This is a genomic window from Pseudomonas sp. YH-1 (assembly GCF_051990045.1).
Classification (GTDB): domain Bacteria; phylum Pseudomonadota; class Gammaproteobacteria; order Pseudomonadales; family Pseudomonadaceae; genus Pseudomonas; species Pseudomonas nicosulfuronedens.
The window spans coordinates 5354301-5376469 of the sequence record NZ_CP178184.1; the positions used below are offsets into that span (position 1 = coordinate 5354301).

Sequence of the window (22169 nt, forward strand, 5' to 3'; positions counted from 1 at the left end):
CAGGAAGCTTCACGGCGTGGTCATCGCACTGCAACAAGCGCTCCTGCGGCGCACCCGAACGGGACGCGCGCAACAGCACCGCACCGCTTCGAAGCAGGCGAACAGGTGGCGAATGTTCACGAAACGACGCGATCAGGCACTTTGCGACCGGGTTCCGGGGAATGGCACGGCCACTGCACGAAGGCACGGGTCGTGTCTTTCATCCTCTGTCCTGGAGACCTCGCATGAGCACGCAACTCAAACCCACCCTCGGCACCCTGCACCTGTGGGGCATCGCCGTGGGTCTGGTGATTTCCGGTGAGTATTTCGGTTGGAGCTACGGCTGGGGCGTGGCCGGCACCCTCGGCTTCCTGGTCACCACCCTGCTGGTAGCGACCATGTACACCTGCTTCATCTTCAGCTTCACCGAGCTGACCACGGCGATTCCTCACGCCGGCGGGCCCTTCGCCTACAGCCGCCGCGCCTTCGGCGAAAAAGGCGGGCTGGTGGCCGGCCTCGCCACGCTGATCGAGTTCGTCTTCGCCCCGCCGGCCATCGCCATGGCCATCGGCGCCTACCTCAACGTGCAGTTCCCGTCGCTCGATCCGAAGCACGCAGCGGTCGGCGCCTACCTGATCTTCATGACGCTGAACATCCTCGGTGTGAGCATCGCTGCCACCTTCGAGCTGATCGTCACCCTTCTTGCGGTGGGCGAGTTGCTGGTGTTCATGGGCGTGGTGGCGCCGGGCTTCAGCTTCAGCAACTTCGTGCTCAATGGCTGGGCCGGCTCCGACAGCTTCGGCGGCGCGGCGATCGGTGGCATCTTCGCGGCGATTCCCTTCGCCATCTGGTTCTTCCTCGCCATCGAAGGCGCCGCCATGGCCGCCGAGGAAGCCAAGGACCCGAAACGCACCATTCCCAAGGCCTACGTCAGCGGCATCCTCACCCTGGTGGTGCTGGCCCTGGGCGTGATGCTGTTCGCCGGCGGCGCGGGCGACTGGAAAGCCCTCTCCGGGATCAACGACCCGCTGCCGCAGGCTATGAAGATGGTGGTCGGCGAAAACTCCGGCTGGCTGCACATGCTGGTGTGGATCGGCCTGTTCGGCCTGGTCGCCAGCTTCCACGGCATCATCCTGGGTTACTCGCGGCAGTTCTTCGCGCTGGCTCGCGCGGGCTACCTGCCGCGCGGCCTGGCGAAACTCTCGCGTTTCCAGACCCCGCACCGGGCGATCATCGCCGGTGGCCTGGTGGGTATCGCGGCTATCTACAGCGACGGCCTGATCGCCCTGCAAGGCATGAGCCTGACCGCCGCGATGATCACCATGAGCGTATTCGGCGCCATCGTCATGTACATCATGAGCATGCTCAGCCTGTTCAAGCTGCGCCGCAGCGAACCGGACCTGGAGCGCAGCTTCCGCGCGCCGGGCTTCCCCGTGGTGCCCGGCATCGCCCTGGCGCTGGCCGTGCTGTGCCTGGTGGCGATGGTGTGGTTCAACCTGCAGATCGCCGGCATCTTCCTGGCGTTCATGGCGGTGGGCTTCGTCTACTTCCAGCTCACCGCCGCCCATCGCGCCAGCGCCCCGGCGGACGCTATGCTGACGGGAGCCTGATCGCCATCCGCGCCCTGCCCTTGCAACGGGGCGCGGGATAACCGGGATGTCCGCATGATCTACCAGACCACTGTCGGTAGCCTGACCTACCGTTTCCCCGACCTGAAGACCCTGCTCGCCAAGGCCAGCCCGGCCCGCTCCGGCGATGCCCTGGCGGGCCTGGCCGCCAATAGCTACGAAGAGCGCATGGCGGCGAAGATCGCCCTCGCCGAGGTGCCGCTCAAGCGCTTCCTCGACGAGGCGCTGATTCCCTACGAGGAAGATGAAGTCACCCGGCTGATCCTCGACAGCCATGACGCCGCCGCCTTCGCGCCGATCAGCCACCTCAGCGTCGGCGATTTCCGCGACTGGCTGCTGCTGGACAGCACCGACAGCGCCACGCTCGCCAGCGTCGCCAAAGGCATTACCCCGGAAATGGCCGCCGCGGTGAGCAAGCTGATGCGCAATCAGGATCTGATCCTGGTGGCGAAGAAATGCCGCGTGGTCACTCGCTTCCGCAACACCATCGGGCTTCCAGGGCACCTCTCGGTACGCCTGCAGCCCAACCACCCCACGGACGATGTGCGCGGCATCGCCGCCAGCATGCTCGACGGCCTGCTCTACGGTTCGGGGGATGCAGTCGTCGGCATCAATCCGGCCAGCGATTCGCAGGCCACCCTGATGCAGCTGTGGCAGATGATGGACGAGCTGCGCCAGCGTTTCGAGATTCCCATGCAGAGCTGCGTGCTCACCCACGTCACCTCGCAGATCCAGGCCATCGAGGCAGGCGCGCCGATCGACCTGGTGTTCCAGTCCATCGCCGGCACGCAGAAGACCAACGAGAGCTTCGGCATCGACCTCGCCCTGCTGCGTGAGGCCCACGCGGCGGCACTGTCGCTGGGGCGCGGCACGCTGGGCGACAACGTCATGTACTTCGAGACCGGCCAGGGCAGCGCACTGTCAGCCGGTGGCCACCATGGTGTCGACCAGCAGACCTGCGAAGCCCGCGCCTACGCCGTGGCCCGCGAGTTCCGCCCGCTGCTGACCAACAGCGTGGTCGGCTTCATCGGCCCGGAATACCTTTACGACGGCAAGCAGATCATCCGTGCCGGGCTGGAGGATCACTTCTGCGCCAAGCTGCTGGGCGTGCCCATGGGCTGCGACGTCTGCTACACCAACCACGCCGAAGCCGACCAGGACGACATGGACAACCTGCTGACCCTGCTGGGCGCGGCGGGCATCACCTTCATCATGGGCATCCCCGGCGCCGACGACATCATGCTCAACTACCAGAGCACCTCCTTCCATGACGCCCTCTACCTGCGCAGCACCCTGGGCCTGAAGCGCGCGCCGGAGTTCGACGCCTGGCTGGCGAAGATGGCGATCACCGAAGCCTCGGGTCAGTTGCGGCCGATAGGCCGTGGCCACGATCTGCTGCGGGCATTCTGAGGAGGAGCCAGCATGGACCTGATCCAGAACGACCCTTGGGATGAACTGCGTGCGCACACTTCCGCGCGCATCGCGCTGGGCCGTGTCGGCTCCAGCCTGCCGACCCGAGAGGTACTGAAGTTTGGCCTGGCCCACGCCCAGGCCCGCGATGCGGTGCACCATCCGCTGGACTTCGAGGCACTGCAGCAATCGCTGACCCACGAAGGCTTCCGAGTCCTGCGCGCACGCAGCGAGGCGCCGGACCGCCAGACCTACCTCCTGCGTCCGGACCTGGGCCGAGCCCTGCACCCGGACAGCCAGTGGCAGCTCAAGGGCGAGAAGCTAGCTGCGGAGCTGGTCATCGTGATCGCCGACGGTCTCTCCTCCTTTGCCGTCCAGCAGCACGCGCTGCCGCTGCTGAGTGCGCTGCGCGAGCGCTTCGTCACCGACTGGCAGCACACGCCGGTGGTGCTCGCCGAACAGGGCCGCGTGGCCATTGGCGACGGCATCGGCGAGGCACTGGGAGCGAAGCTGGCGCTGGTGCTGATCGGCGAGCGCCCCGGCCTCAGCTCGCCGGACAGCCTCGGCCTGTACCTCACCTGGCAACCGCGCGTGGGCCGCATGGACAGCGAGCGCAACTGCATCTCCAACGTGCGACCGCAGGGGCTGCCCTACGGGCTGGCGGCACACAAGCTCGCCCACCTGCTGCAACAGGCCCTGCGCCTGCGGGTGAGCGGCGTCCGACTCAAGGACGACAGCGACCTGCCCGAAGCGATCAGTCTGAACCGGCCCGCGCCTGACAAGGTCTGAATCACAGCGTATCGTGATAGTCCACTGCCACTGTCGGAGACGGGACCATGCCCTGGTATGCCTGGTTGATCATTGCCCTAGCCCTGGGCTCCATCGTCGGCGCGCTGATGATGCTGCGCGATACCGCGAAAAAGCTCCCGCTCACCGAGGAGCAGCTCAAGCGCATCCATGAGCGCAATGCCGAAATGGACGCCAAGGAAGCCGAAGACAAGCGTTGAAAATCGCCTAACTGACTGACGCTTCAGTCAAAAACTGGCCGCAGCGATGGCCAGCGGCAGCCTAAATTGCCTAGACTGCGCCTCCTTGTTGGAGGAAAGAATGCTCAGGAAACTCCTGCCGCTGCTGCCCATCGTGTTGTTGCTCTGCGGATTCGCACTGGGATTCGTCCAGCCGGTGGGGTTGTTGATCGGCGCCATCTACCTGGCCTGGACCCTCTACGGCGAGCATCGCCTGCCGCGCCTGCTCTGGTGGCTGGTGTGCCTGGTGCTCAGTATCGCCCTGGCCGCACACCTGCTGCCAGGCACTACCTCGTGGACACTCTGGCCGGTGCGCCAGCTCAGCCCGGACGCCCCCGTCTACGCCCTGCACCTGTCCTGGGACAAGGCGCTGGTCGGCGCCACCCTGCTCGCCTGGTGGCTGCGCCGCGACCCGGTGCCGACGGAGAAACGCTCCCCGGATTTCGCCGCCATCGTCATCGTCACCACGCTGTTCGCCGTGCCGCTGGTGGCCGTCGCCGGTGGCCTGGTGGTCTGGAACCCGAAATGGCCGCCCGGCTTCTGGCTGTGGATGCTGGTCAACGTCTGCGTGATCTCGCTGACCGAGGAAGCCTTCTTCCGCGGCCTGCTGCAAAGCGAGCTGGTTCGCCGCTTCGGCGCCTTTGCCGGGGTCGCGGTCGCCAGCGTGCTGTTCGGCATGGTGCACTGGCCGATCAATCCGCTTTTCGCCGTGGTCGCCGGCATCGCCGGCCTGGGTTATGGCCTGGCGTTCTACTTCAGCGGGCGCCTGCTGGTGCCGATTCTGCTGCATGCGGCAGTGAACTGCCTGCACCTGCTGCTGTTCAGCTATCCGTTGCGGATTATCTGATCCCGCACTGCGGGCTATCCCCGTAGGAGCGAGCTTGCTCGCGAACAAACCCTGCTGCGGGGCTGGTTCGCGAGCAAGCTCGCTCCTACGAAGAGCCTTACGTCGAGCACCAGAAATTACTCGCGCATCACCAGCAGCAACGCCTGCTCGGCCAGTTCGTCCAACGTCAGGCTGCCTTCGGGGCGGAACCAGGTGATCGACCAGGACAGCGCCCCGGTGAGGAAGCGCCGCAGGATGAACGGATCGCCCTGGCTGAATCCCGCCAGGCGGGCCTCCTCCAGCACTTCCAGCCACATCTGTTCGTAGATATCGCGCAGGCTGAGGATATACGCCTGGCCTTCTTCCGACAGCGAGCGCCATTCGTAAACCAGCACCGCCATCGCCTCGCCGGTACCCCCGGTGATCGACTGCAGCTCGCAACGGATCAGCGCCAGCAGGCGTTCGCGCAGGGTCGTCGCATCGGCCAGCGCGGCACGCATCAGGGCGGTGTTGTAGAGGATGGTTTCCTCCATCACCGAGCGGAGGATTTCATCCTTGCTCTTGAAGTGATGGAAGATGCTGCCGGACTGGATACCCACCGCGCCGGCCAGGTCGCGCACCGTGGTGCGTTCGTAGCCCTTGCTGCGGAACAGGTGCGCAGCCGTGTGCAACAGCTTGCCGCGGGCGCTTTCCGGGTCGGTGATCTGCCCGGTCTTGACCAGCTCCAGCATGACTTCGCGGGCTTTGCGGTCATCCACGCTGTTCTCTCCCCATGAGGCCCATTGGCCGATCTGCTCAGGACGATTCATCGAAACGCCCTGCAAGTGCTTGTGTTGTCTGACGAAATGTAAGCCCGCGAACCCCAACCAAGCAAGCGCTTGGCCATCCAATGGTTGGGGTTGTCACGCTTTCGGGGCTTTTCAACCAAGCGCTTGCTTGGTAATGTCGATCCATCACTCAGCGTCACGGGCAGAACAATGACTAGAACCGTACGTATCGGCTGCGCCTCCGCCTTCTGGGGCGACACCTCCACCGCCGCCGCCCAACTGGTGCGCGGCGCGGAAATGGACTACCTGGTGTTCGACTACCTGGCCGAAATCACCATGTCGATCATGGCCGGCGCCCGCCTGAAGAACCCCGAGGCAGGCTACGCCACCGACTTCGTCGAAGTGATGACACCCTTGTTGGGCGACATCGCCTCGAAGCAGGTGCGCGTGATCAGCAACGCCGGCGGGGTGAACCCTCAGGCCTGCGCCAGTGCCCTTGCCGCCGCCTGCGAAAAGGCCGGCGTGACGCTGAAGATCGCCGTGGTGCACGGCGACAACCTGCAGCCACGCCTGGGCGAACTGGCCAAGTCCGGCATCCGAGAGATGTTCAGCGATGCGCCGATGCCGCCCATGTGCGTGTCGGTCAACGCCTACCTGGGCGCCCCCGGCATCGTCGACGCGCTGAAGGCCGGCGCCGACATCGTCATCACCGGTCGCGTGGTGGACAGCGCAGTGGTCAGCGCCGCCCTGGTACACGAGTTCGGCTGGGCCTGGAACGACTACGACAAACTGGCCCAGGCCGCGCTGGCCGGACACATCATCGAGTGCGGCGCGCAGTGCACCGGAGGCAACTTCACCGACTGGGAAAGCGTGCCGGACTACGAGCACATCGGTTTCCCACTCGTCGAAGTGCAGGCTGACGGCACATTTGTCGTGACCAAGCCGCAGGGCACCGGCGGACTGGTGACGCCGCTGTCAGTGGGTGAGCAGATGCTCTACGAGATCGGCGACCCGCGTGCCTACCTGCTGCCCGATGTGGTCTGCGACTTCACCCAGGTCCAGCTCGCCCAGGCGGGCGACAACCGCGTCGCCGTCCGTGGCGCACGTGGCCTGCCGCCGACCGGCCAATACAAGGTCAGCGCCACCTACCCGGATGGTTTTCGCTGCACCGCCAGCTGCCTGATCGCCGGCATCGACGCGGTGAAGAAGGCCGAGCGGGTCAGCCAGGCGATCATCGCCAAGACCGAGGAAATCCTCATGGAACGCGGCTGGGGCCCGTACCGCGAAGTGAGTGTGGAACTGCTCGGCAGCGAGGCCACCTACGGCCCCCACGGCCGCCGCTCGGACAATCGCGAAATCGTGGTGAAGCTCGCCGTACGCCACAGCCGCAAGGAGGCGCTGGTGCTGTTCTCCCGCGAGATCGCCCAGGCCGCGACCGGCATGGCACCGGGGCTGACCGGCATCGTCGGCGGGCGCCCGACCGTGTATCCGGTGATCCGCCTGTTCTCCTTCCTGATCGACAAGGATGCCTGCGAGCTGGCCGTGGAAATCGACGGCCAACGCCAATCGGTAGCCTTGCCGAAGATCGATCACTTCGACCTATCAGCACTGGGCGACGACCTCCCGGTTGCCACGGCGAAAGGACCGGCCCAGGCCAGCGTGCCGCTGGTGAAACTGGCCGTGGCGCGGTCCGGCGACAAGGGCAACCACAGCAACATCGGCGTCATGGCACGCCAATCGGAATACCTGCCGTGGATTGCCGAGGCGCTGAGCGAAGGTGCCGTGGCCGAATGGATGCAGCACGTGCTCGACCCGCAGACCGGCCGCGTCAGCCGCTGGCACCTGCCCGGCAGCCACAGCCTGAACTTCCTGCTGGAAAACGCCCTGGGCGGCGGCGGCGTCGCCAGCCTGCGCATCGACCCGCAGGGCAAGGCCTTTGCCCAGCAGTTGCTGGAATTCCCGGTGGCGGTGCCGCAGGCCCTCGCCGAGTCGCTAGAAACGTAGGGCGCATAACGCCAGCAGCGTTATCCGCCAATCGCAAACGGCGGATGAAGCGTTCCGCTTCATTCGCCCTACGGGATACCTCGGAGTCAGAACAACAATGAGCTACGACTCGATCTTCAAACCCGGCCTGTTCGACGGCCAGACCATCATCGTCACCGGCGGCGGCAGCGGCATCGGTCGCTGCACCGCCCATGAACTGGCAGCCCTCGGTGCCCACGTGGTGCTGGTCGGACGCAAGGCCGAGAAGCTGGAAAAGACCGCCGGTGAAATTATCGAGGACGGCGGCAGCGCCAGCTGGAACAGCTGCGACATCCGCGACGAGGAAGCGGTGAAGGCGCTGGTGGCGCAGGTCATCGCCGAGCGCGGGCCGATCCATCACCTGGTCAACAACGCCGGCGGCCAGTATCCCGCGCCGCTGGCCTCGATCAACCTGAAGGGCTTCGAGGCCGTGGTGCGCACGAATCTGGTGGGCGGTTTCCTGATGGCCCGCGAAGTGTTCAACCAGAGCCTGAGCAAGACCGGCGGCAGCATCGTCAACATGCTCGCCGACATGTGGGGCGGCATGCCCGGCATGGGCCACTCCGGCGCCGCCCGCGCCGGCATGGAGAACTTCACCAAGACTGCCGCCATCGAGTGGGGCCACGCCGGAGTGCGGGTCAACGCGGTAGCGCCGGGCTGGGTCGCTTCCAGCGGCATGGACACCTACGAAGGCGCGTTCAAGGCGGTGATCCCGACCCTGCGCGAGCACGTGCCGCTCAAGCGCATCGGCACTGAATCGGAAGTCGCCGCCGCGATCGTCTTCCTGCTCTCCCCGGGCGCCGCTTTCATCAGCGGCAACACGATTCGCATCGACGGCGCCGCCAGCCAGGGCAGCCGCGCCTTCCCGCTGTCGAAGGTGAAGCCGGGGCAGAGCCGTTCCTACAACGGCTTCCACCGCGCCTATCTGCCCGATGTACTGAAGGATCAGGAGTAAGCGATGCCGGTCATCCAATCCGAACTCGATCCCCAGGGCGAAGACTTCGCCCGCAACCGCGAGGCCATGCTGGCTGCCGTGGCGAGCTTCCGCGAGGTCGAACAGAAGGTGCTGGACAAGGCCGCCGAGGCCAGGCCCAAGTTCGACAAGCGCGGCCAGTTGCTGCCGCGTGAGCGCCTGAACCTGCTGCTGGACGCGGGTGCGCCGTTCCTCGAGATTTCCTCGCTGGCCGGCTACAAGCTGCATGACGACAAGGACGGCACCCAGGCCGGCGGCGGCATCATCTCCGGCATCGGCTACATCGCCGGGGTGCGCTGCCTGGTGACGGCCAGCAACAGCGCGATCAAGGGCGGCACCATCTCCCCCACCGGGCTGAAGAAGACCCTGCGCCTGCAGCAGATCGCCTTCGAGAACAAGCTGCCGGTGGTGGCGCTGACCGAGAGCGGCGGCGCCAACCTGAACTACGCGGCGGACATCTTCGTCGAGGGCGCGCGCGGCTTCGCCAACCAGGCGCGCATGTCGGCGGCGGGCATTCCCCAGGTCACCGTGGTGCATGGTTCGTCCACCGCGGGCGGCGCTTACCAGCCAGGACTGTCGGACTACGTGGTGGTAGTGCGCGGCAAGGCCAAGATGTTCCTCGCCGGCCCGCCGCTGCTCAAGGCCGCCACCGGCGAAATTGCCACCGATGAAGAACTGGGCGGCGCCGAACTGCACGCCCAGGTCGCCGGCACCGCCGAGTACCTGGCGGAGAACGACGCCGACGGCGTGCGCCTGGCGCGGGAAATCCTCGCCGCGCTGCCGTGGAACGCACAGCTGCCGGCCCGCACGAAAAAGACGTGGGACGAGCCGCTGTACCCTGCGCAGGAATTGCTCGGCGTGGTCCCGGCGGACGCGAAGAAGCCCTACGACGTGCGCGAGATCATCGCGCGCATTGCCGACGGCTCGCGCTTCCTCGACTTCAAGAACGAGTTCGACAGCCAGACCGTCTGCGGCCACCTGCACATCGAAGGCCACGCCTGCGGCCTGATCGGCAACAACGGCCCGATCACCCCGCAGGGTGCGGCCAAGGCGGCGCAGTTCATCCAGCTGTGCGAGCAGAGCAACACGCCGATCCTGTTCCTGCACAACACCACCGGCTTCATGGTTGGCACCGAATCCGAGCGCCTGGGCGTGATCAAGCACGGCTCGAAGATGATCCAGGCGGTGGCCAACGCCACGGTGCCCAAGCTGACCCTGGTCGTCGGCGGCTCCTACGGCGCCGGCAACTACGCCATGTGCGGCCGCGGGCTGGACCCGCGCTTCATCTTCGCCTGGCCCAACAGCCGCACCGCCGTGATGGGCGGCGCCCAGGCCGGCAAGGTGCTGCGCATCGTCACCGAGGAGAAGCACGCCAAGGAGGGCAAGGAGCCCGACCCGAAGATGCTCGACATGCTCGAACAGATGACCGCGCAGAAGCTCGACGCCCAGTCCACCGCGCTCTACGGCACCGCCAGCCTGTGGGACGACGGCTTGATCGACCCGCGCGATACGCGCCAGTTGCTCGGCTATCTGCTGGACATCTGCGCGGAGGCGGCCGTGCGGCCGCTGAAGAACAACCGTTTCGGTGTTGCACGATTTTGACCGTAGGGCGCATGACGCCCCCGGCGTCATGCGCCAAGCCGGCGGATAAGGCGTTCCGCTTTATTCGCCCTACCTGAATTGAAAGATCCCACGGAGAACAAGAAATGATCTTCACCCAGGAACACGAAGAGCTCCGCCGCACCGTCCGCAACTTCGTCGAGAAGGAGATCAATCCCTACGTTGACGAGTGGGAAAAGGCCGGTCGCTTCCCGATCCATGAAGTCTTCAAGAAAGCCGGCGACCTGGGCCTGCTGGGTATTTCCAAGCCGGAGAAGTTCGGCGGCATGGGTCTGGACTACAGCTACTCGGTGGTCGCCGCCGAAGAGTTCGGCACCATCCATTGCGGCGGCGTGCCGATGGCCCTGGGCGTGCAGACCGACATGTGCACCCCGGCCCTGGCGCGCTTCGGCTCCGATGAGCTGCGCGAGGAATTCCTCCGCCCGGCCATCGCCGGCGAGATGGTCGGCTGCATCGGCGTCTCGGAAGTGGGCGCCGGTTCCGACGTCGCCGGGCTGAAGACCACCGCGCGCAAGGACGGCGACGACTACGTCATCAACGGCAGCAAGATGTGGATCACCAACTCGCCATCCGCCGACTTCATCTGCCTGCTGGCCAACACCTCCGACGACAAGCCCCACGTCAACAAGTCGCTGATCATGGTGCCGATGAAGTCCAAGGGCATCAGCGTCAGCCCGCACCTGGACAAGCTCGGCATGCGCAGCTCGGAGACCGCCCAGGTGTTCTTCGACGATGTGCGCGTCCCGCAACGCAACCGCATCGGCGCCGAGGGCGCGGGCTTCATGATGCAGATGCTGCAGTTCCAGGAAGAACGCCTGTTCGGCGCCGCCAGCGGGATCAAGGGCCTGGAGTACTGCGTCAACGCCACCATCGACTACTGCAAGGAACGCAAGACCTTCGGCCAGGCGCTGATCGACAACCAGGTCATCCACTTCCGCATGGCCGAGCTGATGACCGAGATCGAGTGCCTGCGCGCCCTCACCTACCAGGCCACCGAGCAGTACATCCGCGGCAAGGACGTCACCCGCCTGGCCTCCATGGCCAAGCTCAAGGTCGGCCGTCTGGCCCGTGAAGTCACCGATGCCTGCCTGCAGTACTGGGGCGGCCAGGGTTTCATGTGGGAGAACCCGGTCTCCCGCGCCTACCGCGATACCCGCCTGGTCTCCATCGGCGGCGGTGCGGACGAAATCATGCTGGGCATCATCTGCAAAATGATGGGCACTCTGCCGGGCAAGAAGAAAGGCTAAGCGCTTTTTTGTAGGACCGCAGGATGGGTGGAGGCGCGCAGCGTCGATACCCATGCTGCGAAGTATCGATGGGTATCGCTTCGCTCCACCCATCCTACGGCGATCACAAGCGAGAACCGGTTGAACGAGGAACCCGGCATGAACGAACTGCCGAACTGCGAAACCCTGCTGCTGGAACCTGACGGCGGCGTATTGCACGTCACCCTGAACCGCCCGGACAGCCGAAACGCCATGAGCCTGGCGATGGTCGGCGAACTGCGTGCGGTGCTCGCCGCCGTGCGCGACGACCGCGCTGTGCGCTCCATCGTCCTGCGCGGGGCCGGCGGGCACTTCTGCGCCGGTGGCGACATCAAGGACATGGCCGGCGCCCGCGCCGCCGGTCCCGACGCCTACGCCGCGCTGAACCGCGCCTTCGGCGGCCTGCTGGAAGAAGCCCAGGCGCAGCCCCAGGTAGTAGTCGCCGTATTGGAGGGAGCGGTACTCGGCGGCGGCTTCGGCCTTGCCTGCATCTCGGACATCGCCCTGGCAGCGGCGGACGCACAGTTCGGCCTGCCGGAAACCAGCCTCGGCATTTTGCCGGCGCAGATCGCGCCCTTCGTGGTGAAACGCATCGGCTTGACCCAGGCGCGCCGCCTGGCCCTCACCGCCGCTCGCTTCGACGGCCGCGAGGCGCTGCGTCTGGGCCTGGTACATGCCTGCGCGGACAGCGCCGAGAGCCTCGGTGAGCAACTGGCCCAGGCGCTCGACCAGGTGCGCCGCTGCGCCCCTGGGGCCAACGCCGCGACCAAGGCGCTGCTGCTCGCCACCGAGACCGAAACCCTTGGTCCGCTGCTGGACGATGCCGCGCGCCAGTTCGCCGCCGCGGTGACTGGTGCGGAAGGCGCCGAAGGCACGATGGCCTTCGTACAGAAACGTAAACCGAACTGGGCGCAGTAACCCACCGCGCGCACCGAACAGCCCCCTCTCCCTTCAGGGAGAGGGTTGGGGAGAGGGAAACAACCACCATGCCCAGCTTCGACAAGATCCTCATTGCCAACCGTGGCGAGATCGCCTGCCGGGTGATCCGCACCGCCCACGACCTGGGCTACCGAACCGTGGCCGTCTACAGCGAGGCCGACACCAACGCCCGCCATGTACAACTGGCCGACGAGGCCGTGTGCATCGGCCCGGCGCCCGTGGGCCAGTCCTACCTGAAGCCCGAAGCCATCCTCGACGCGGCGAGACGCACTGGCGCCGGTGCGATCCACCCCGGCTACGGCTTCCTCTCGGAGAACGCCGACTTCGCCCGCGCCTGCGAGGCCGCCGGTATCGTCTTCATCGGGCCCGGCGTGGAAGCCATCCACCTGATGGGCAGCAAGCGCCTGTCGAAGATCGCCATGCTCGAAGCCGGCGTGCCCTGCATTCCAGGCTACGAAGGCGCGGAGCAGGACGACGCCACGCTGACCCGCGAGGCGCAGCGCATCGGCTATCCGCTGATGATCAAGGCCAGCGCCGGCGGTGGCGGGCGCGGCATGCGCCTGGTGACCCGCGACGAAGACCTCGCCGAGCAGCTGCGTACCGCGCGCTCGGAAGCGCAGAACGCCTTCGGCAGCGGCGAGCTGATCCTGGAAAAAGCCGTGGTGCAGCCGCGCCATGTGGAAATCCAGGTGTTCGGCGACAGCCACGGCAACATCGTCTACCTCGGCGAGCGTGATTGCTCGGTGCAACGCCGCCACCAGAAGGTCATCGAGGAAGCGCCCTGCCCGGTGCTGACCGAGGAGCTGCGCGCCGCCATGGGCACGGCAGCCGTGAAGGCCGCCGCGTCGGTGAACTATCGGGGCGCCGGTACCGTGGAGTTCCTGCTGGACGCCAGCGGCGCCTTCTACTTCCTGGAAATGAACACCCGCCTGCAGGTGGAGCACCCGGTCACTGAACTGGTCACCGGCCAGGACCTGGTGGCCTGGCAGATCCGCGTCGCCGAAGGCCACCCGCTGCCGCTGACCCAGGAACAGATCCAGCTCAAGGGCCACGCCATCGAAGTGCGCCTGTACGCCGAAGATGCCGGTGGCGGTTTCCTCCCGCAGACCGGCCAGGTGCTGCGCTGGACGCCGCCGCAGCTGGATGGCATCCGCATCGACCACGGCCTGCGCGAAGGCCAGCCGGTGACGCCGTTCTACGACCCGATGCTGGCCAAGGTCATTGCTTATGGCGCGACCCGCGAAGAGGCTCGGCGCAAGCTGGTGCGCGCCGTCGAGGACTGCGTGCTGCTGGGCGTGAGCGCCAACCAGCGCTTCCTCGCCAACCTGCTCATGCACCCGGATTTCGCCGCCGGCAAGGCCACCACCGCGTTCATCGGCGAACAGTTTGCCGGTGACCCAAGCCTGGCCCCGCGCCAGCCGCAAGTACTGGAACTGGCCTGCGCCGCCGCCCTGCTCTACCAGGCTTCGGCCAGTGAGCGCGCGCACCAGCCGGGACTCTCCGGTTGGCGTAGCGCGGGCAGCGCGCCATGGCGGTTCGCGCTCAAGCATGGCGAGGAGAAATTCGTCGTCGAACTGGAAGTCCGTGAACACGGCGCCCAGCCGGCACTGCTGGCGCGAATCGGTGACGCCGAGATCGCGCTGCGCCTGCTCGGTGAAGAAAACGGCGATGCCATCCTCGAAGCCGACGGCATTCGCCGCCGCCTGCCCTTCCACCGCGATGGCGCGCGCCTCTGGCTATATGGCGCCGACGGCAACCTGGAGCTGCTCGACGTCACCCACGAACCCGCTGGCGCGACCGGCGGTGCCGGCTCGGGCACCGTGAAAGCGCCGATGGATGGCGCCATCGTTGATGTGCTGGTGGCCGAAGGCACGCGAGTCAGCAAGGGCCAGCTGCTGCTGGTACTGGAAGCGATGAAGATGGAGCACCCGCTCAAGGCCGGCGTCGACGGCGTGATCCGCCGCGTGCAGGTGAGCAAGGGCGAGCAGGTGAAATCGCGGCAATTGCTGGTGGAGGTGGAGGCGCTGGAGTCTGCCTAAACCGCTTTTCGCTTTTCGCTTTTCGCTTTTCGCTTTTCGCTTTTCGCTTTTCGCTTTTCGTAGGAGCGAGCTTGCTCGCGAACAATCCCCGCTGCGGGGCCTGGGTTCGCTAGCAAGCTCGCTCCTACAGTTCCCATTCGCTATTCCGTCAGAACAAGACCACAAGAATACGGAGCCCCAACCATGTCCCTTAACGGCAAAACCCTCTTCATCACTGGCGCCAGCCGTGGCATCGGCCGCGAGATCGCCCTGCGCGCCGCCCGCGACGGCGCCAACATCGTCATCGCCGCCAAGAGCGCCGAACCCCATCCGAAGCTCGAGGGCACCATCTTCAGCGTCGCTGAAGAGGTCGAGGCCGCCGGCGGCAAGGCACTGGCGCTGCAACTGGACGTGCGCGACGAGAACGCCGTGCGCGAAGCCATGGCCAAGGCTGCCGAGCATTTTGGCGGCATCGACGCCGTGGTGAACAACGCCGGCGCCATCAAGCTGGTCGGTGTGGAGCGCCTGGAGCCCAAGCGCTTCGACCTGATGTACCAGATCAACACCCGCGCCGTGATGGTCTGCAGCCAGGCCGCGCTGCCCTACCTGAAGCAGAGCAAGGGCCATATCCTCAGCCTGTCGCCGCCGATCAACCTGGCCGGCAAGTGGTTCGCCCAGCACGGCCCCTACACCGTCACCAAGTACGGCATGAGCATGCTCACCCTGGGGATGCACGAGGAATTCAAGAAGTACGGCATCAGCGTCAACGCCCTCTGGCCGAAGACCATGATCGCCACTGCTGCCATCGAGTTCGAGCTGGGCAGCCGCGACGCCTTCAAGCGCGCGCGCACCCCGGCAATCATGGCCGACGCCGCCTACGCGATTCTCTCCAGCAGCGAACGCAGCATCAGCGGGCGCCTGCTGATCGACGAAGACATCCTGCGCGAACAGGGCCAGAGCGACTTCGAGCAGTACCGCTTCGATCCGAACGGCGGCAGCCTGGTGCCCGACCTGTTCCTCGATTGAGCCCACTCGCGGACCTTTTCGTAGGGCGCATAACGCGAAACGCGTTATTCGCCGTTTGCCACACCTGGGCTAACGGCGGATAACCACAAGCGGTTATCCGCCCTACCAACCCTCCCACCATGGGCACCGTGTCGCCATTTACCAATCGACACAATCCCGCCCTGGCCGTCCGGCCACTGCTTTCTAGACTGCGATGAACGCCTGCCCGATGCGTTTGCCGATCTGCCCTGCGCCACGCGCGCAACAGCCATAGGCGCACGCCGGACGACGACCTAGAGTCGCTCGCAAGCGTCTGCACGCCACAGACAACAATGACAATAAGGGCACGCGTCAATGAGCCACGCCGATATCATCACCCCGACCCGCTTCCTCGCCCACCTGCCGGCCACCCTCGGCCGCGTGCCACGCATGCTGCGCGGGCTGTACTACACCGGCATCCGCAACCGCGAGAAGAACCTCTCCCTGGGCTGGGCGCTGGAGCGCGCTGCGCGCCTCTACCCGGACAGCCCGGCGCTGATCGACGAACGCCGGCGCCTGTCCTATGCCCTCTTCAACGGCTGGGCCAACCGCCTGGCGCGAGCCTTCCAGGCCGAGGGAGTGGGCCATGCCAGCGTGGTCGCGGTGATGCTGGAGAACCGCGCCGAACTCATGGTGGTACTCGCCGCCCTGGCCAAGCTCGGCGCCATCGGCGCGCTGGTCAACACCACCCAGCGCGGCCAGGTGCTCAGCCACAGCCTCAACCTGGTCAAGCCCAGCCACTTTGTGGTCGGCGAGGAGCTGCGCGAGGCTTTCGAAGACGTCCGCCCGGCCCTGGAGAACAGCGGCGGGCGCTGCTACTGGATCGCCGACGGTGACGAGTCGGCGCAGGCTCCAGTCGGCTGGCAGAGCCTGATGCGACTGGCCCAGGAACAGGATTCCAACAACCTGCCGGAAACCGCCAAGGTCCGCCTGAAGGACGCCTGCTTCTACATCTACACCTCCGGCACCACCGGCCTGCCGAAGGCCTCGATCATGAGCCACGGCAAGTGGATCAAGGCCTACGGCGGCTTCGGCCATTCCGGGCTGGGGCTGACCAACAGCGACGTGCTCTACCTGACCCTGCCGTGCTACCACAACAACGCCGTGACCGTGTGCTGGAGCGCCGTGCTCGCCGGTGGCGCGGCCATTGCCCTACGCCGCAAGTTCTCCGCCAGCGCCTTCTGGAAAGACGTGCAGACCTACCAGGCAACCTGCTTCGGCTACATAGGTGAACTCTGCCGCTACCTGCTGAACCAGCCCCAGTGCGCGGAAGAGCGTGGCAATACCCTGACCTGCATGATCGGCAACGGCCTGCGCCCGTCGATCTGGAACGAGTTCAAGGAGCGCTTCGGCATCGAACGGATCACCGAGTTCTATGCCTCCAGCGAGGGCAATATCGGTTTCACCAACGTGTTCAACTTCGACAATACGGTGGGCTTCTCGCCGGCAACCTACGCGATCGTCCGCTACGACCTGGAAAACGACCAGCCGGTGCGCAACGCCAAGGGTTTCATGGAGAAAGTCGACAAGGGCGAAGCCGGCCTGCTGATCAGCGAGATCAGCGACAAGTGGCCGTTCGACGGCTACACCGACCCGGCCAAGAGCGAGGCGGTGATCTACCGCAACGTGTTCAAGGAAGGCGACACCTGGTTCAACACTGGCGACCTGATGCGCGACATCGGTTTCAAGCACACGCAGTTCGTCGACCGCCTGGGCGACACCTTCCGCTGGAAGGGCGAGAACGTCTCCACCACCGAGGTGGAAAACGCCCTGGGCGCCTTCCCCGGCGTGGAGGATGCAGTGGTCTACGGCGTGGAGATCCCCGGTACCAACGGCCGCTGCGGGATGGCAGCGCTGCGCCTGGCCGACGGCGCCAGCCTGGACGCCGCGCTGCTGGCGGCGCACCTGGACCGCGAGCTACCGGCGTACGCCGTGCCGCTGTTCCTGCGTCTGCTGGTGCAGGTGGAGACCACCGGTACCTTCAAGTACAAGAAGACCGACCTCAAGCGCAACGCGTACGACCCATCATCCGTGACCGAAGCGTTGTACGTGCGCCTGCCCGGCGAGGCGGACTACCGGGCGCTGGACGGGGCTCTGTTCGAGGCGATTCGCGGCGGCGTGCACCGGTTCTGACGACCTCGCTCCTACAAGGGCGGACGCAGCGATCAGTTGCGGAACTTGAACTGCAGCTCGGCGCCGCGGATATCCGAGTGCCAACTGTCGTCGTTGGCCTCGCGCTCATTGGGTTCGCGCTGGATCAACCGACCGCCGACCTCGAACGGGCTCTGCCCTACCTTCTCGCCGAACATCGGCGGCAGGATCGGCTTCTCCTCAAGCACGGTGATGGGATCGTCCGCCTGTTCCTGATGGAGCAGATCCTTGGGCAGGCGCAGATCCAGCTTCACGGGCGGCAGCGGCTGCTTGACCACCGGATCGACCGGCTTCTTCACCTGTGCCGGGGTTTTCGAAGGCGCTTTGGCCTCCGGCTTTATCGCCGCCTCGACGGCGGGAGCCCTGGGCGACGCTACGGCCTTGGCGGCGGCAGGCTTGGCCTCATCCTCACGCGGCTGCTCAGCAGCAGGCTTGGGCGCAGGCGCACTGGCCGCCTCCGGTGTCACTGCTGCGGCAGGCGCGGGAGCTGCAACCGGCGTGGCAGCCTTGTCCTTGTGCTCGTCGCCACAAGCGGCGAGCAGCAAGGACAAACTGGCGACAATGAGGATTCGGGACTTCTTCATGCAGCGGACCGTCAGAAAAACCGCGCAATGCTGGCGCGAGATTCATTGCAGAGCAAGAGGCTTGCCGTAACAAGCCTCTACTACTGAACAATCTGACAGAACAGCGCTGAACCTGGCCTGTCATTGATCAAGGATTGTCAGGTAGATCCTTCAGAGCCTTGTCGATATCCAGACCGGGAAAGCGCTGGCGCAGGCTCTCGCGTACAAGTTCCGCCTCTGCCTTCAGACCCTTGTCTTGCAAGTCACGCAGGTGCAACAGACTGGTACGCGGCTCACCCGCCTCCTCCGCGAACGCTTGCAGCTTGCCTTGGGCCCGCATGCCCGGCTGAACCGGCGTGTCAGCAAGCTCCCGGGCCTCGGCTTTCGCGCTGTCCACCGCCATTTTCTTGCTCATTGGCGCCGGCTTGGCGAGTTCTTCCATCGCAGCCCCCGCAGCAGCGCTATCCATCTGCGGCGCAGCCATGCTCGGCTCCGCCGCATAGGGCGCGGCAGCCGGAGCCGCTGGAGGCGCCATGGCCGGTGCGGGAGCCGGCGCACGCATCATCGCTGGGGCGGCTGGCGCATCAAAGCGGTTGGGCGATTCCTCGTAGGTTCGCAAGGTCAGGCTCAGGCCAATGCCCAGGGTTGCCAGTCCTGCCACGGCGACTCCCCAGCGCTGCCGACTGCCGGCGCCCAGCAGCCAGTGGTGCAGGCGCTGGGCAAACCCTGGCTTTGGTTCCTCCACGGCAGCACGGGCGGCGGCCAGGATGCGCGCGTCCAGCTGCGCCGACGGCTGCTCATCGCTGTGCCGACGGTAGTGCTCGAGCAGGTCCTGCTCGTGCGAATCGCGGTTCATGGACTCACCTCCTCGGTCACCGACGGGTCGGACAACAACCGACGCAACTTTTGCATTGCATAGCGAAGACGGCTTTTCACCGTTTCGGCCGGAGTTTTCGTCAGCTCGGCAATTTCGTTCAGCTCCAGATCACCATGGGTGCGCAGCAGGAACACTTCGCGCTGCTCCTCCGGCAGGGACTCCAGCGCACCCTGCAGGCGTTGCTGGTCGCGGCTCAGGCTCAACTCGCGCTCGGGGTCGACGCTTTCGCTAGCCAGCGCCTCGCCGTGCAACTGCTCGTCGAAGCTCTCCTGACGCCCCTGGTGGCGGCCGAGCTTGCGCCAGTGGTCGATCAGGCGGTTGCGGCCGATCTGGTACAACCAGGTCTTGAAGCTGGCCGCCCCCAGCGGCTGGCTGTCGCTGCGGATCAGGCTCATCCAGGTTTCCTGGAACACTTCCTCGGCCTGGGCGTGATCGCCACACAGGCCACAGAGGAAGCGGAACAGGCCGAGGCGATGGCGGGCGTAAAGTTCACCGAAGGCCTCGGCGTCGCCTTGTCGATAGCGCCGCAGCAGGGCCGCGTCGTTTTCGTCCTTGGGGGATATCTTCAACTCTCTCGATCCGTGTCGGTACGGGTGTCTGCAGGCACTGCGCCAGCTGCCCAGTATCGCCGATGTCGCGCGCGCCGGCGTAGCGCAGGGTTTCCATTGGCCAGCAGGCGGAAGGGATTGGCTATCGAGCGGCACGGCATCGGTCTCATCGAGGGTTCAACTCCCTTGGACGAGATGGCGAGTGGAAACGGGTCGATTCCACCGCCGAAAACGCCACGGGGCGCACGACCGAGAACGGTAGTACACGCCATGGCGCAAGCGCCGAAAGCTGTCAGGCGGCGATCAGCTCCTCCTGACACAGCTGGCAGGCCAGCATGCCGAGGGTCATGATCGCCCGCTCCGCCTCGCGGTCCCACGGGATGCCGCAGGTCAGGCGCAGGCAGTTGTTGAACTGCTCGGTGTTACTGAAGATCAGCCCCGGCGCGATGCTGATGCCCTGCTCCAGCGCGCGCACATGCAATTCCTTGGTGTTCACCTTGGCCGGCAGGCTGACCCAGAGGATGAAGCCACCCTTGGGCCGGGTCATCTGCGTGCCTTCAGGGAAATACTGCTGCACGGCCAGCTGATAGGCGGTCATGTTCTTGCGGTACTCCTGGCGGATGTAGCGCAGGTGCCGGTCATAGCCTCCGTTCTCCAGGTACGCCGCCACGCCCATCTGGGTGACGGTGCACGCCGAATGCGTGGTGAAGGTCTGCAGGCGGCGGATTTCCTCCTGGTAGCGCTCGGTGATGATCCAGCCGATACGCACGCCGGGGGAAATCGTCTTGGAGAAGCTCGAGCAGTACACCACGCGGCCATCGCGGTCGTGAGCCTTGAGCGCCTTGGTCTGGCCCTGGTCGAACATCAGCTCGCCGTAGATGTCGTCCTCGATCACCCCGATGTTGTGTTCGGCAGTGAGCTTGAGCAGCGCCTTCTGGCGATCCTCCGGAATGGTGCCGCCCAGCGGATTGCTCAGGCGCGCGGTCAGCACCAGCGCCTTGATCGGCCACTGGTTGGCGGCCAGTTGCAGGGCCTCCAGGCTGATGCCGGTGAGCGGGTCGCTGGGGATCTCGATGACCTTCAGGCCGAGGATGTCGGCCAACTGCAACAGGCCGTAGTAGCTCGGCGACTCGGTGGCGATCAGGTCGCCCGGACGGGTCATCACGCGCAAGGCCATATGGATGGCGTCCACGCAACCATGGGTAATGGTCACCTGGGTCGGATCGACCACCACGCCAGCATCGCGCATGCGGATTGCCACCTGGCGGCGCAGCGGCTCGTAGCCAGGGCTGAACATGTAGCTGAAGGCGCGCGGGCTGGAGAAGCGCGTGACCTTGGCCAACTGCTGGTGCAGCGCGCGGACCGGGAGGTAATCCACATGCGGCACGGCAGCACCCAGCGGGAACACGCCCTCGCGGCGCGCTTCGGCGAGCACCTGATTGATGATGCTGCTGCGGGTGACCAGACCGGGCCGCTCGACACGGGCGATGTCCGGGGTCGAGGCGGTCAGCGCCGGCGTGCGGTGCACGTAGAAGCCGGACTGCGGGCGCGCGCGGATCAGCCCCTGGTCTTCGAGGGTGGCATAGGCCTGGAGCACCGTGGCATGGCTGACGTTGAGCTGAGTGCTCAACTTGCGCACGGACGGCACGCGCTCGCCTGGCTGGTAGACACCACGACGGATGTCTTCCGCCAGTTGCTGGGCGATGCGCTGGTAGAGCAGCAGATTGGACATGACGGCCATCCCTCGGTCATTGAACCGAAACAGTAGCCAAAAACTGCAAACTGTTCCAGAACAGTCGTCAGGATTCCGTCCGATACAGCTGCACCGCCCTGCCCGCTCAGATCTCTCCGAGCCAGTCGAGCAGCCCCGCCACCACCAGTTGCGCATCGGTGGTCAGGCCGAGCTTCTGCATGGCGTTGCGCTTGTGGGTACTGATGGTGGACACGCTGCGATTGGTCCGCTCGGCAATTTCCCCCACCGTAGCGCCATGGGCCAGCCGGCGGATGATGTCGATCTCGGTAGGGCTCAGCGGCTTGCCGGTATGGCGCGGCGGGCGCAGCATCGGGTCGATGTAGGTCTCGCCCTTGCGGATACGGGCGATGGCGTCGTCCAGCAGGCTCAGCGGGTTGCGCTTGCAGACATAGCCCACGGCGCCGCACTTGACCGCCGCAGTCGCCAGCAGCGGCGCCCCCATGACCGAATAGACCAGCACGGGCACCTCCGGATGGTGACGCTGCAGCCATTCGATCAGGTGCACGCCGTCACGCCCACGGGCGCCGGGAAGCGCCAACTCGACGATAGCCAGGTCAACCTCGGGATGGGCGGTGAGGACATCCAGCAGGCTATCGGTGTCGCTGACGAAGGCTTTCACCTGCCCCAGTTCACGCTCCAGCAGATAGCGTTCCAGGCCCCAGCCGATCATCGGCTGCGGGTCCGCCACGATTACATTGAAAAGCTTCTTTTCGGGTGACATCACGTTCTCTCGTTTACAGCTCCCCTGAGGGGATTAGTCG

Annotated in this window: 19 protein-coding genes; 13 read left to right on the top strand and 6 right to left on the bottom strand. The window is 65.9% G+C overall.

Going from position 1 to position 22169, the window contains the following annotated elements:
• Window positions 1-224: 224 nt before the first annotated feature.
• The 5 genes from eat (at window position 225) to ACKI1H_RS24435 (ending at window position 4889) form a co-directional block, all read left to right on the top strand.
• Entirely contained in the window at window positions 225-1589 is a 1365-nt protein-coding gene (eat, locus tag ACKI1H_RS24415) for an ethanolamine permease (RefSeq protein ID WP_440466628.1), read from the top strand.
• A gap of 54 nt (window positions 1590-1643) precedes the next feature.
• A complete protein-coding gene (locus ACKI1H_RS24420; RefSeq protein ID WP_440466629.1) occupies window positions 1644-3017 on the top strand; it encodes an ethanolamine ammonia-lyase subunit EutB in 1374 nt (457 codons plus the stop codon).
• A gap of 12 nt (window positions 3018-3029) precedes the next feature.
• Complete coding sequence (eutC, locus tag ACKI1H_RS24425; protein WP_440466630.1) at window positions 3030-3806, top strand: ethanolamine ammonia-lyase subunit EutC; 777 nt, start codon at window positions 3030-3032, stop codon at window positions 3804-3806.
• A 47-nt stretch (window positions 3807-3853) separates the two neighbouring features.
• Window positions 3854-4024: a DUF2897 family protein gene (locus ACKI1H_RS24430; RefSeq protein WP_065084401.1), complete on the top strand. Its 171-nt coding sequence runs from the start codon at window positions 3854-3856 to the stop codon at window positions 4022-4024.
• A gap of 100 nt (window positions 4025-4124) precedes the next feature.
• Window positions 4125-4889 (top strand): CPBP family intramembrane glutamic endopeptidase, encoded by a 765-nt coding sequence (locus ACKI1H_RS24435; RefSeq protein WP_138521928.1) that lies wholly within the window; start codon window positions 4125-4127, stop codon window positions 4887-4889.
• Between the two features lie 116 nt (window positions 4890-5005).
• Here the strand turns inward: ACKI1H_RS24435 and ACKI1H_RS24440 are convergent, their stop codons facing one another.
• Window positions 5006-5626 (bottom strand): TetR/AcrR family transcriptional regulator, encoded by a 621-nt coding sequence (locus tag ACKI1H_RS24440; protein WP_179955978.1) that lies wholly within the window; start codon window positions 5624-5626, stop codon window positions 5006-5008.
• 219 nt (window positions 5627-5845) lie between these two features.
• Between ACKI1H_RS24440 and ACKI1H_RS24445 the strand changes: the two genes are divergently transcribed.
• The 8 genes from ACKI1H_RS24445 (at window position 5846) to ACKI1H_RS24480 (ending at window position 17649) form a co-directional block, all read left to right on the top strand.
• On the top strand, window positions 5846-7639 hold the full coding sequence (locus ACKI1H_RS24445; RefSeq protein ID WP_440466631.1) for an acyclic terpene utilization AtuA family protein: 1794 nt from the start codon (window positions 5846-5848) through the stop codon (window positions 7637-7639).
• Between the two features lie 97 nt (window positions 7640-7736).
• Window positions 7737-8612 (top strand): SDR family oxidoreductase, encoded by an 876-nt coding sequence (locus ACKI1H_RS24450; protein WP_138521932.1) that lies wholly within the window; start codon window positions 7737-7739, stop codon window positions 8610-8612.
• Between the two features lie 3 nt (window positions 8613-8615).
• Window positions 8616-10232: a geranyl-CoA carboxylase subunit beta gene (gene atuC, locus ACKI1H_RS24455; RefSeq protein ID WP_440466632.1), complete on the top strand. Its 1617-nt coding sequence runs from the start codon at window positions 8616-8618 to the stop codon at window positions 10230-10232.
• 104 nt (window positions 10233-10336) lie between these two features.
• Window positions 10337-11497, top strand: a complete 1161-nt coding sequence (gene atuD, locus ACKI1H_RS24460) for a citronellyl-CoA dehydrogenase (protein ID WP_401089026.1) — start codon at window positions 10337-10339, stop codon at window positions 11495-11497.
• 138 nt (window positions 11498-11635) lie between these two features.
• Window positions 11636-12433 (top strand): isohexenylglutaconyl-CoA hydratase, encoded by a 798-nt coding sequence (gene atuE / locus ACKI1H_RS24465; RefSeq protein WP_440466633.1) that lies wholly within the window; start codon window positions 11636-11638, stop codon window positions 12431-12433.
• A 68-nt stretch (window positions 12434-12501) separates the two neighbouring features.
• A complete protein-coding gene (atuF, locus tag ACKI1H_RS24470) occupies window positions 12502-14493 on the top strand; it encodes a geranyl-CoA carboxylase subunit apha (protein WP_440466634.1) in 1992 nt (663 codons plus the stop codon).
• Between the two features lie 183 nt (window positions 14494-14676).
• Window positions 14677-15498: an SDR family oxidoreductase gene (locus tag ACKI1H_RS24475; protein ID WP_440466635.1), complete on the top strand. Its 822-nt coding sequence runs from the start codon at window positions 14677-14679 to the stop codon at window positions 15496-15498.
• A gap of 333 nt (window positions 15499-15831) precedes the next feature.
• On the top strand, window positions 15832-17649 hold the full coding sequence (locus ACKI1H_RS24480) for a long-chain-acyl-CoA synthetase (protein WP_440466636.1): 1818 nt from the start codon (window positions 15832-15834) through the stop codon (window positions 17647-17649).
• 32 nt (window positions 17650-17681) lie between these two features.
• Here ACKI1H_RS24480 and ACKI1H_RS24485 read toward each other — a convergent pair whose 3' ends face one another.
• From ACKI1H_RS24485 to ACKI1H_RS24505, 5 genes are all read right to left on the bottom strand, one after another.
• The gene (locus ACKI1H_RS24485) at window positions 17682-18251 is read right to left on the bottom strand and encodes a hypothetical protein (protein ID WP_246084855.1); all 570 of its coding nucleotides are present in this window, start codon (window positions 18249-18251) and stop codon (window positions 17682-17684) included.
• Between the two features lie 127 nt (window positions 18252-18378).
• A complete protein-coding gene (locus tag ACKI1H_RS24490; protein ID WP_440466637.1) occupies window positions 18379-19086 on the bottom strand; it encodes a hypothetical protein in 708 nt (235 codons plus the stop codon).
• Window positions 19083-19676, bottom strand: a complete 594-nt coding sequence (locus tag ACKI1H_RS24495; RefSeq protein ID WP_440466638.1) for an RNA polymerase sigma factor — start codon at window positions 19674-19676, stop codon at window positions 19083-19085. Before ACKI1H_RS24495 ends, ACKI1H_RS24490 begins: the two co-directional genes overlap by 4 nt.
• 271 nt (window positions 19677-19947) lie before the next feature.
• Window positions 19948-21387 carry an aminotransferase-like domain-containing protein gene (locus ACKI1H_RS24500; protein ID WP_045212506.1) on the bottom strand — a complete coding sequence of 480 codons (1440 nt, stop codon included), beginning with the start codon at window positions 21385-21387 and terminating at the stop codon, window positions 19948-19950.
• Between the two features lie 106 nt (window positions 21388-21493).
• Window positions 21494-22129, bottom strand: coding sequence for a response regulator transcription factor (locus ACKI1H_RS24505; RefSeq protein ID WP_138521950.1), 636 nt, complete (start codon window positions 22127-22129; stop codon window positions 21494-21496).
• Window positions 22130-22169: the final 40 nt, after the last annotated feature.

What these genes read in the sequence shown, in the direction of transcription:
- eat (WP_440466628.1), top strand. Translation starts at nt 225, where the DNA reads ATGAGCACGCAACTCAAACCCACCCTCGGCACCCTGCACCTGTGGGGC.
- ACKI1H_RS24420 (WP_440466629.1), top strand. Translation starts at nt 1,644, where the DNA reads ATGATCTACCAGACCACTGTCGGTAGCCTGACCTACCGTTTCCCCGAC.
- eutC (WP_440466630.1), top strand. Translation starts at nt 3,030, where the DNA reads ATGGACCTGATCCAGAACGACCCTTGGGATGAACTGCGTGCGCACACT.
- ACKI1H_RS24430 (WP_065084401.1), top strand. Translation starts at nt 3,854, where the DNA reads ATGCCCTGGTATGCCTGGTTGATCATTGCCCTAGCCCTGGGCTCCATC.
- ACKI1H_RS24435 (WP_138521928.1), top strand. Translation starts at nt 4,125, where the DNA reads ATGCTCAGGAAACTCCTGCCGCTGCTGCCCATCGTGTTGTTGCTCTGC.
- ACKI1H_RS24445 (WP_440466631.1), top strand. Translation starts at nt 5,846, where the DNA reads ATGACTAGAACCGTACGTATCGGCTGCGCCTCCGCCTTCTGGGGCGAC.
- ACKI1H_RS24450 (WP_138521932.1), top strand. Translation starts at nt 7,737, where the DNA reads ATGAGCTACGACTCGATCTTCAAACCCGGCCTGTTCGACGGCCAGACC.
- atuC (WP_440466632.1), top strand. Translation starts at nt 8,616, where the DNA reads ATGCCGGTCATCCAATCCGAACTCGATCCCCAGGGCGAAGACTTCGCC.
- atuD (WP_401089026.1), top strand. Translation starts at nt 10,337, where the DNA reads ATGATCTTCACCCAGGAACACGAAGAGCTCCGCCGCACCGTCCGCAAC.
- atuE (WP_440466633.1), top strand. Translation starts at nt 11,636, where the DNA reads ATGAACGAACTGCCGAACTGCGAAACCCTGCTGCTGGAACCTGACGGC.
- atuF (WP_440466634.1), top strand. Translation starts at nt 12,502, where the DNA reads ATGCCCAGCTTCGACAAGATCCTCATTGCCAACCGTGGCGAGATCGCC.
- ACKI1H_RS24475 (WP_440466635.1), top strand. Translation starts at nt 14,677, where the DNA reads ATGTCCCTTAACGGCAAAACCCTCTTCATCACTGGCGCCAGCCGTGGC.
- ACKI1H_RS24480 (WP_440466636.1), top strand. Translation starts at nt 15,832, where the DNA reads ATGAGCCACGCCGATATCATCACCCCGACCCGCTTCCTCGCCCACCTG.
- ACKI1H_RS24485 (WP_246084855.1), bottom strand. Translation starts at nt 18,251, where the DNA reads ATGAAGAAGTCCCGAATCCTCATTGTCGCCAGTTTGTCCTTGCTGCTC.
- ACKI1H_RS24490 (WP_440466637.1), bottom strand. Translation starts at nt 19,086, where the DNA reads ATGAACCGCGATTCGCACGAGCAGGACCTGCTCGAGCACTACCGTCGG.
- ACKI1H_RS24500 (WP_045212506.1), bottom strand. Translation starts at nt 21,387, where the DNA reads ATGTCCAATCTGCTGCTCTACCAGCGCATCGCCCAGCAACTGGCGGAA.
- ACKI1H_RS24505 (WP_138521950.1), bottom strand. Translation starts at nt 22,129, where the DNA reads ATGTCACCCGAAAAGAAGCTTTTCAATGTAATCGTGGCGGACCCGCAG.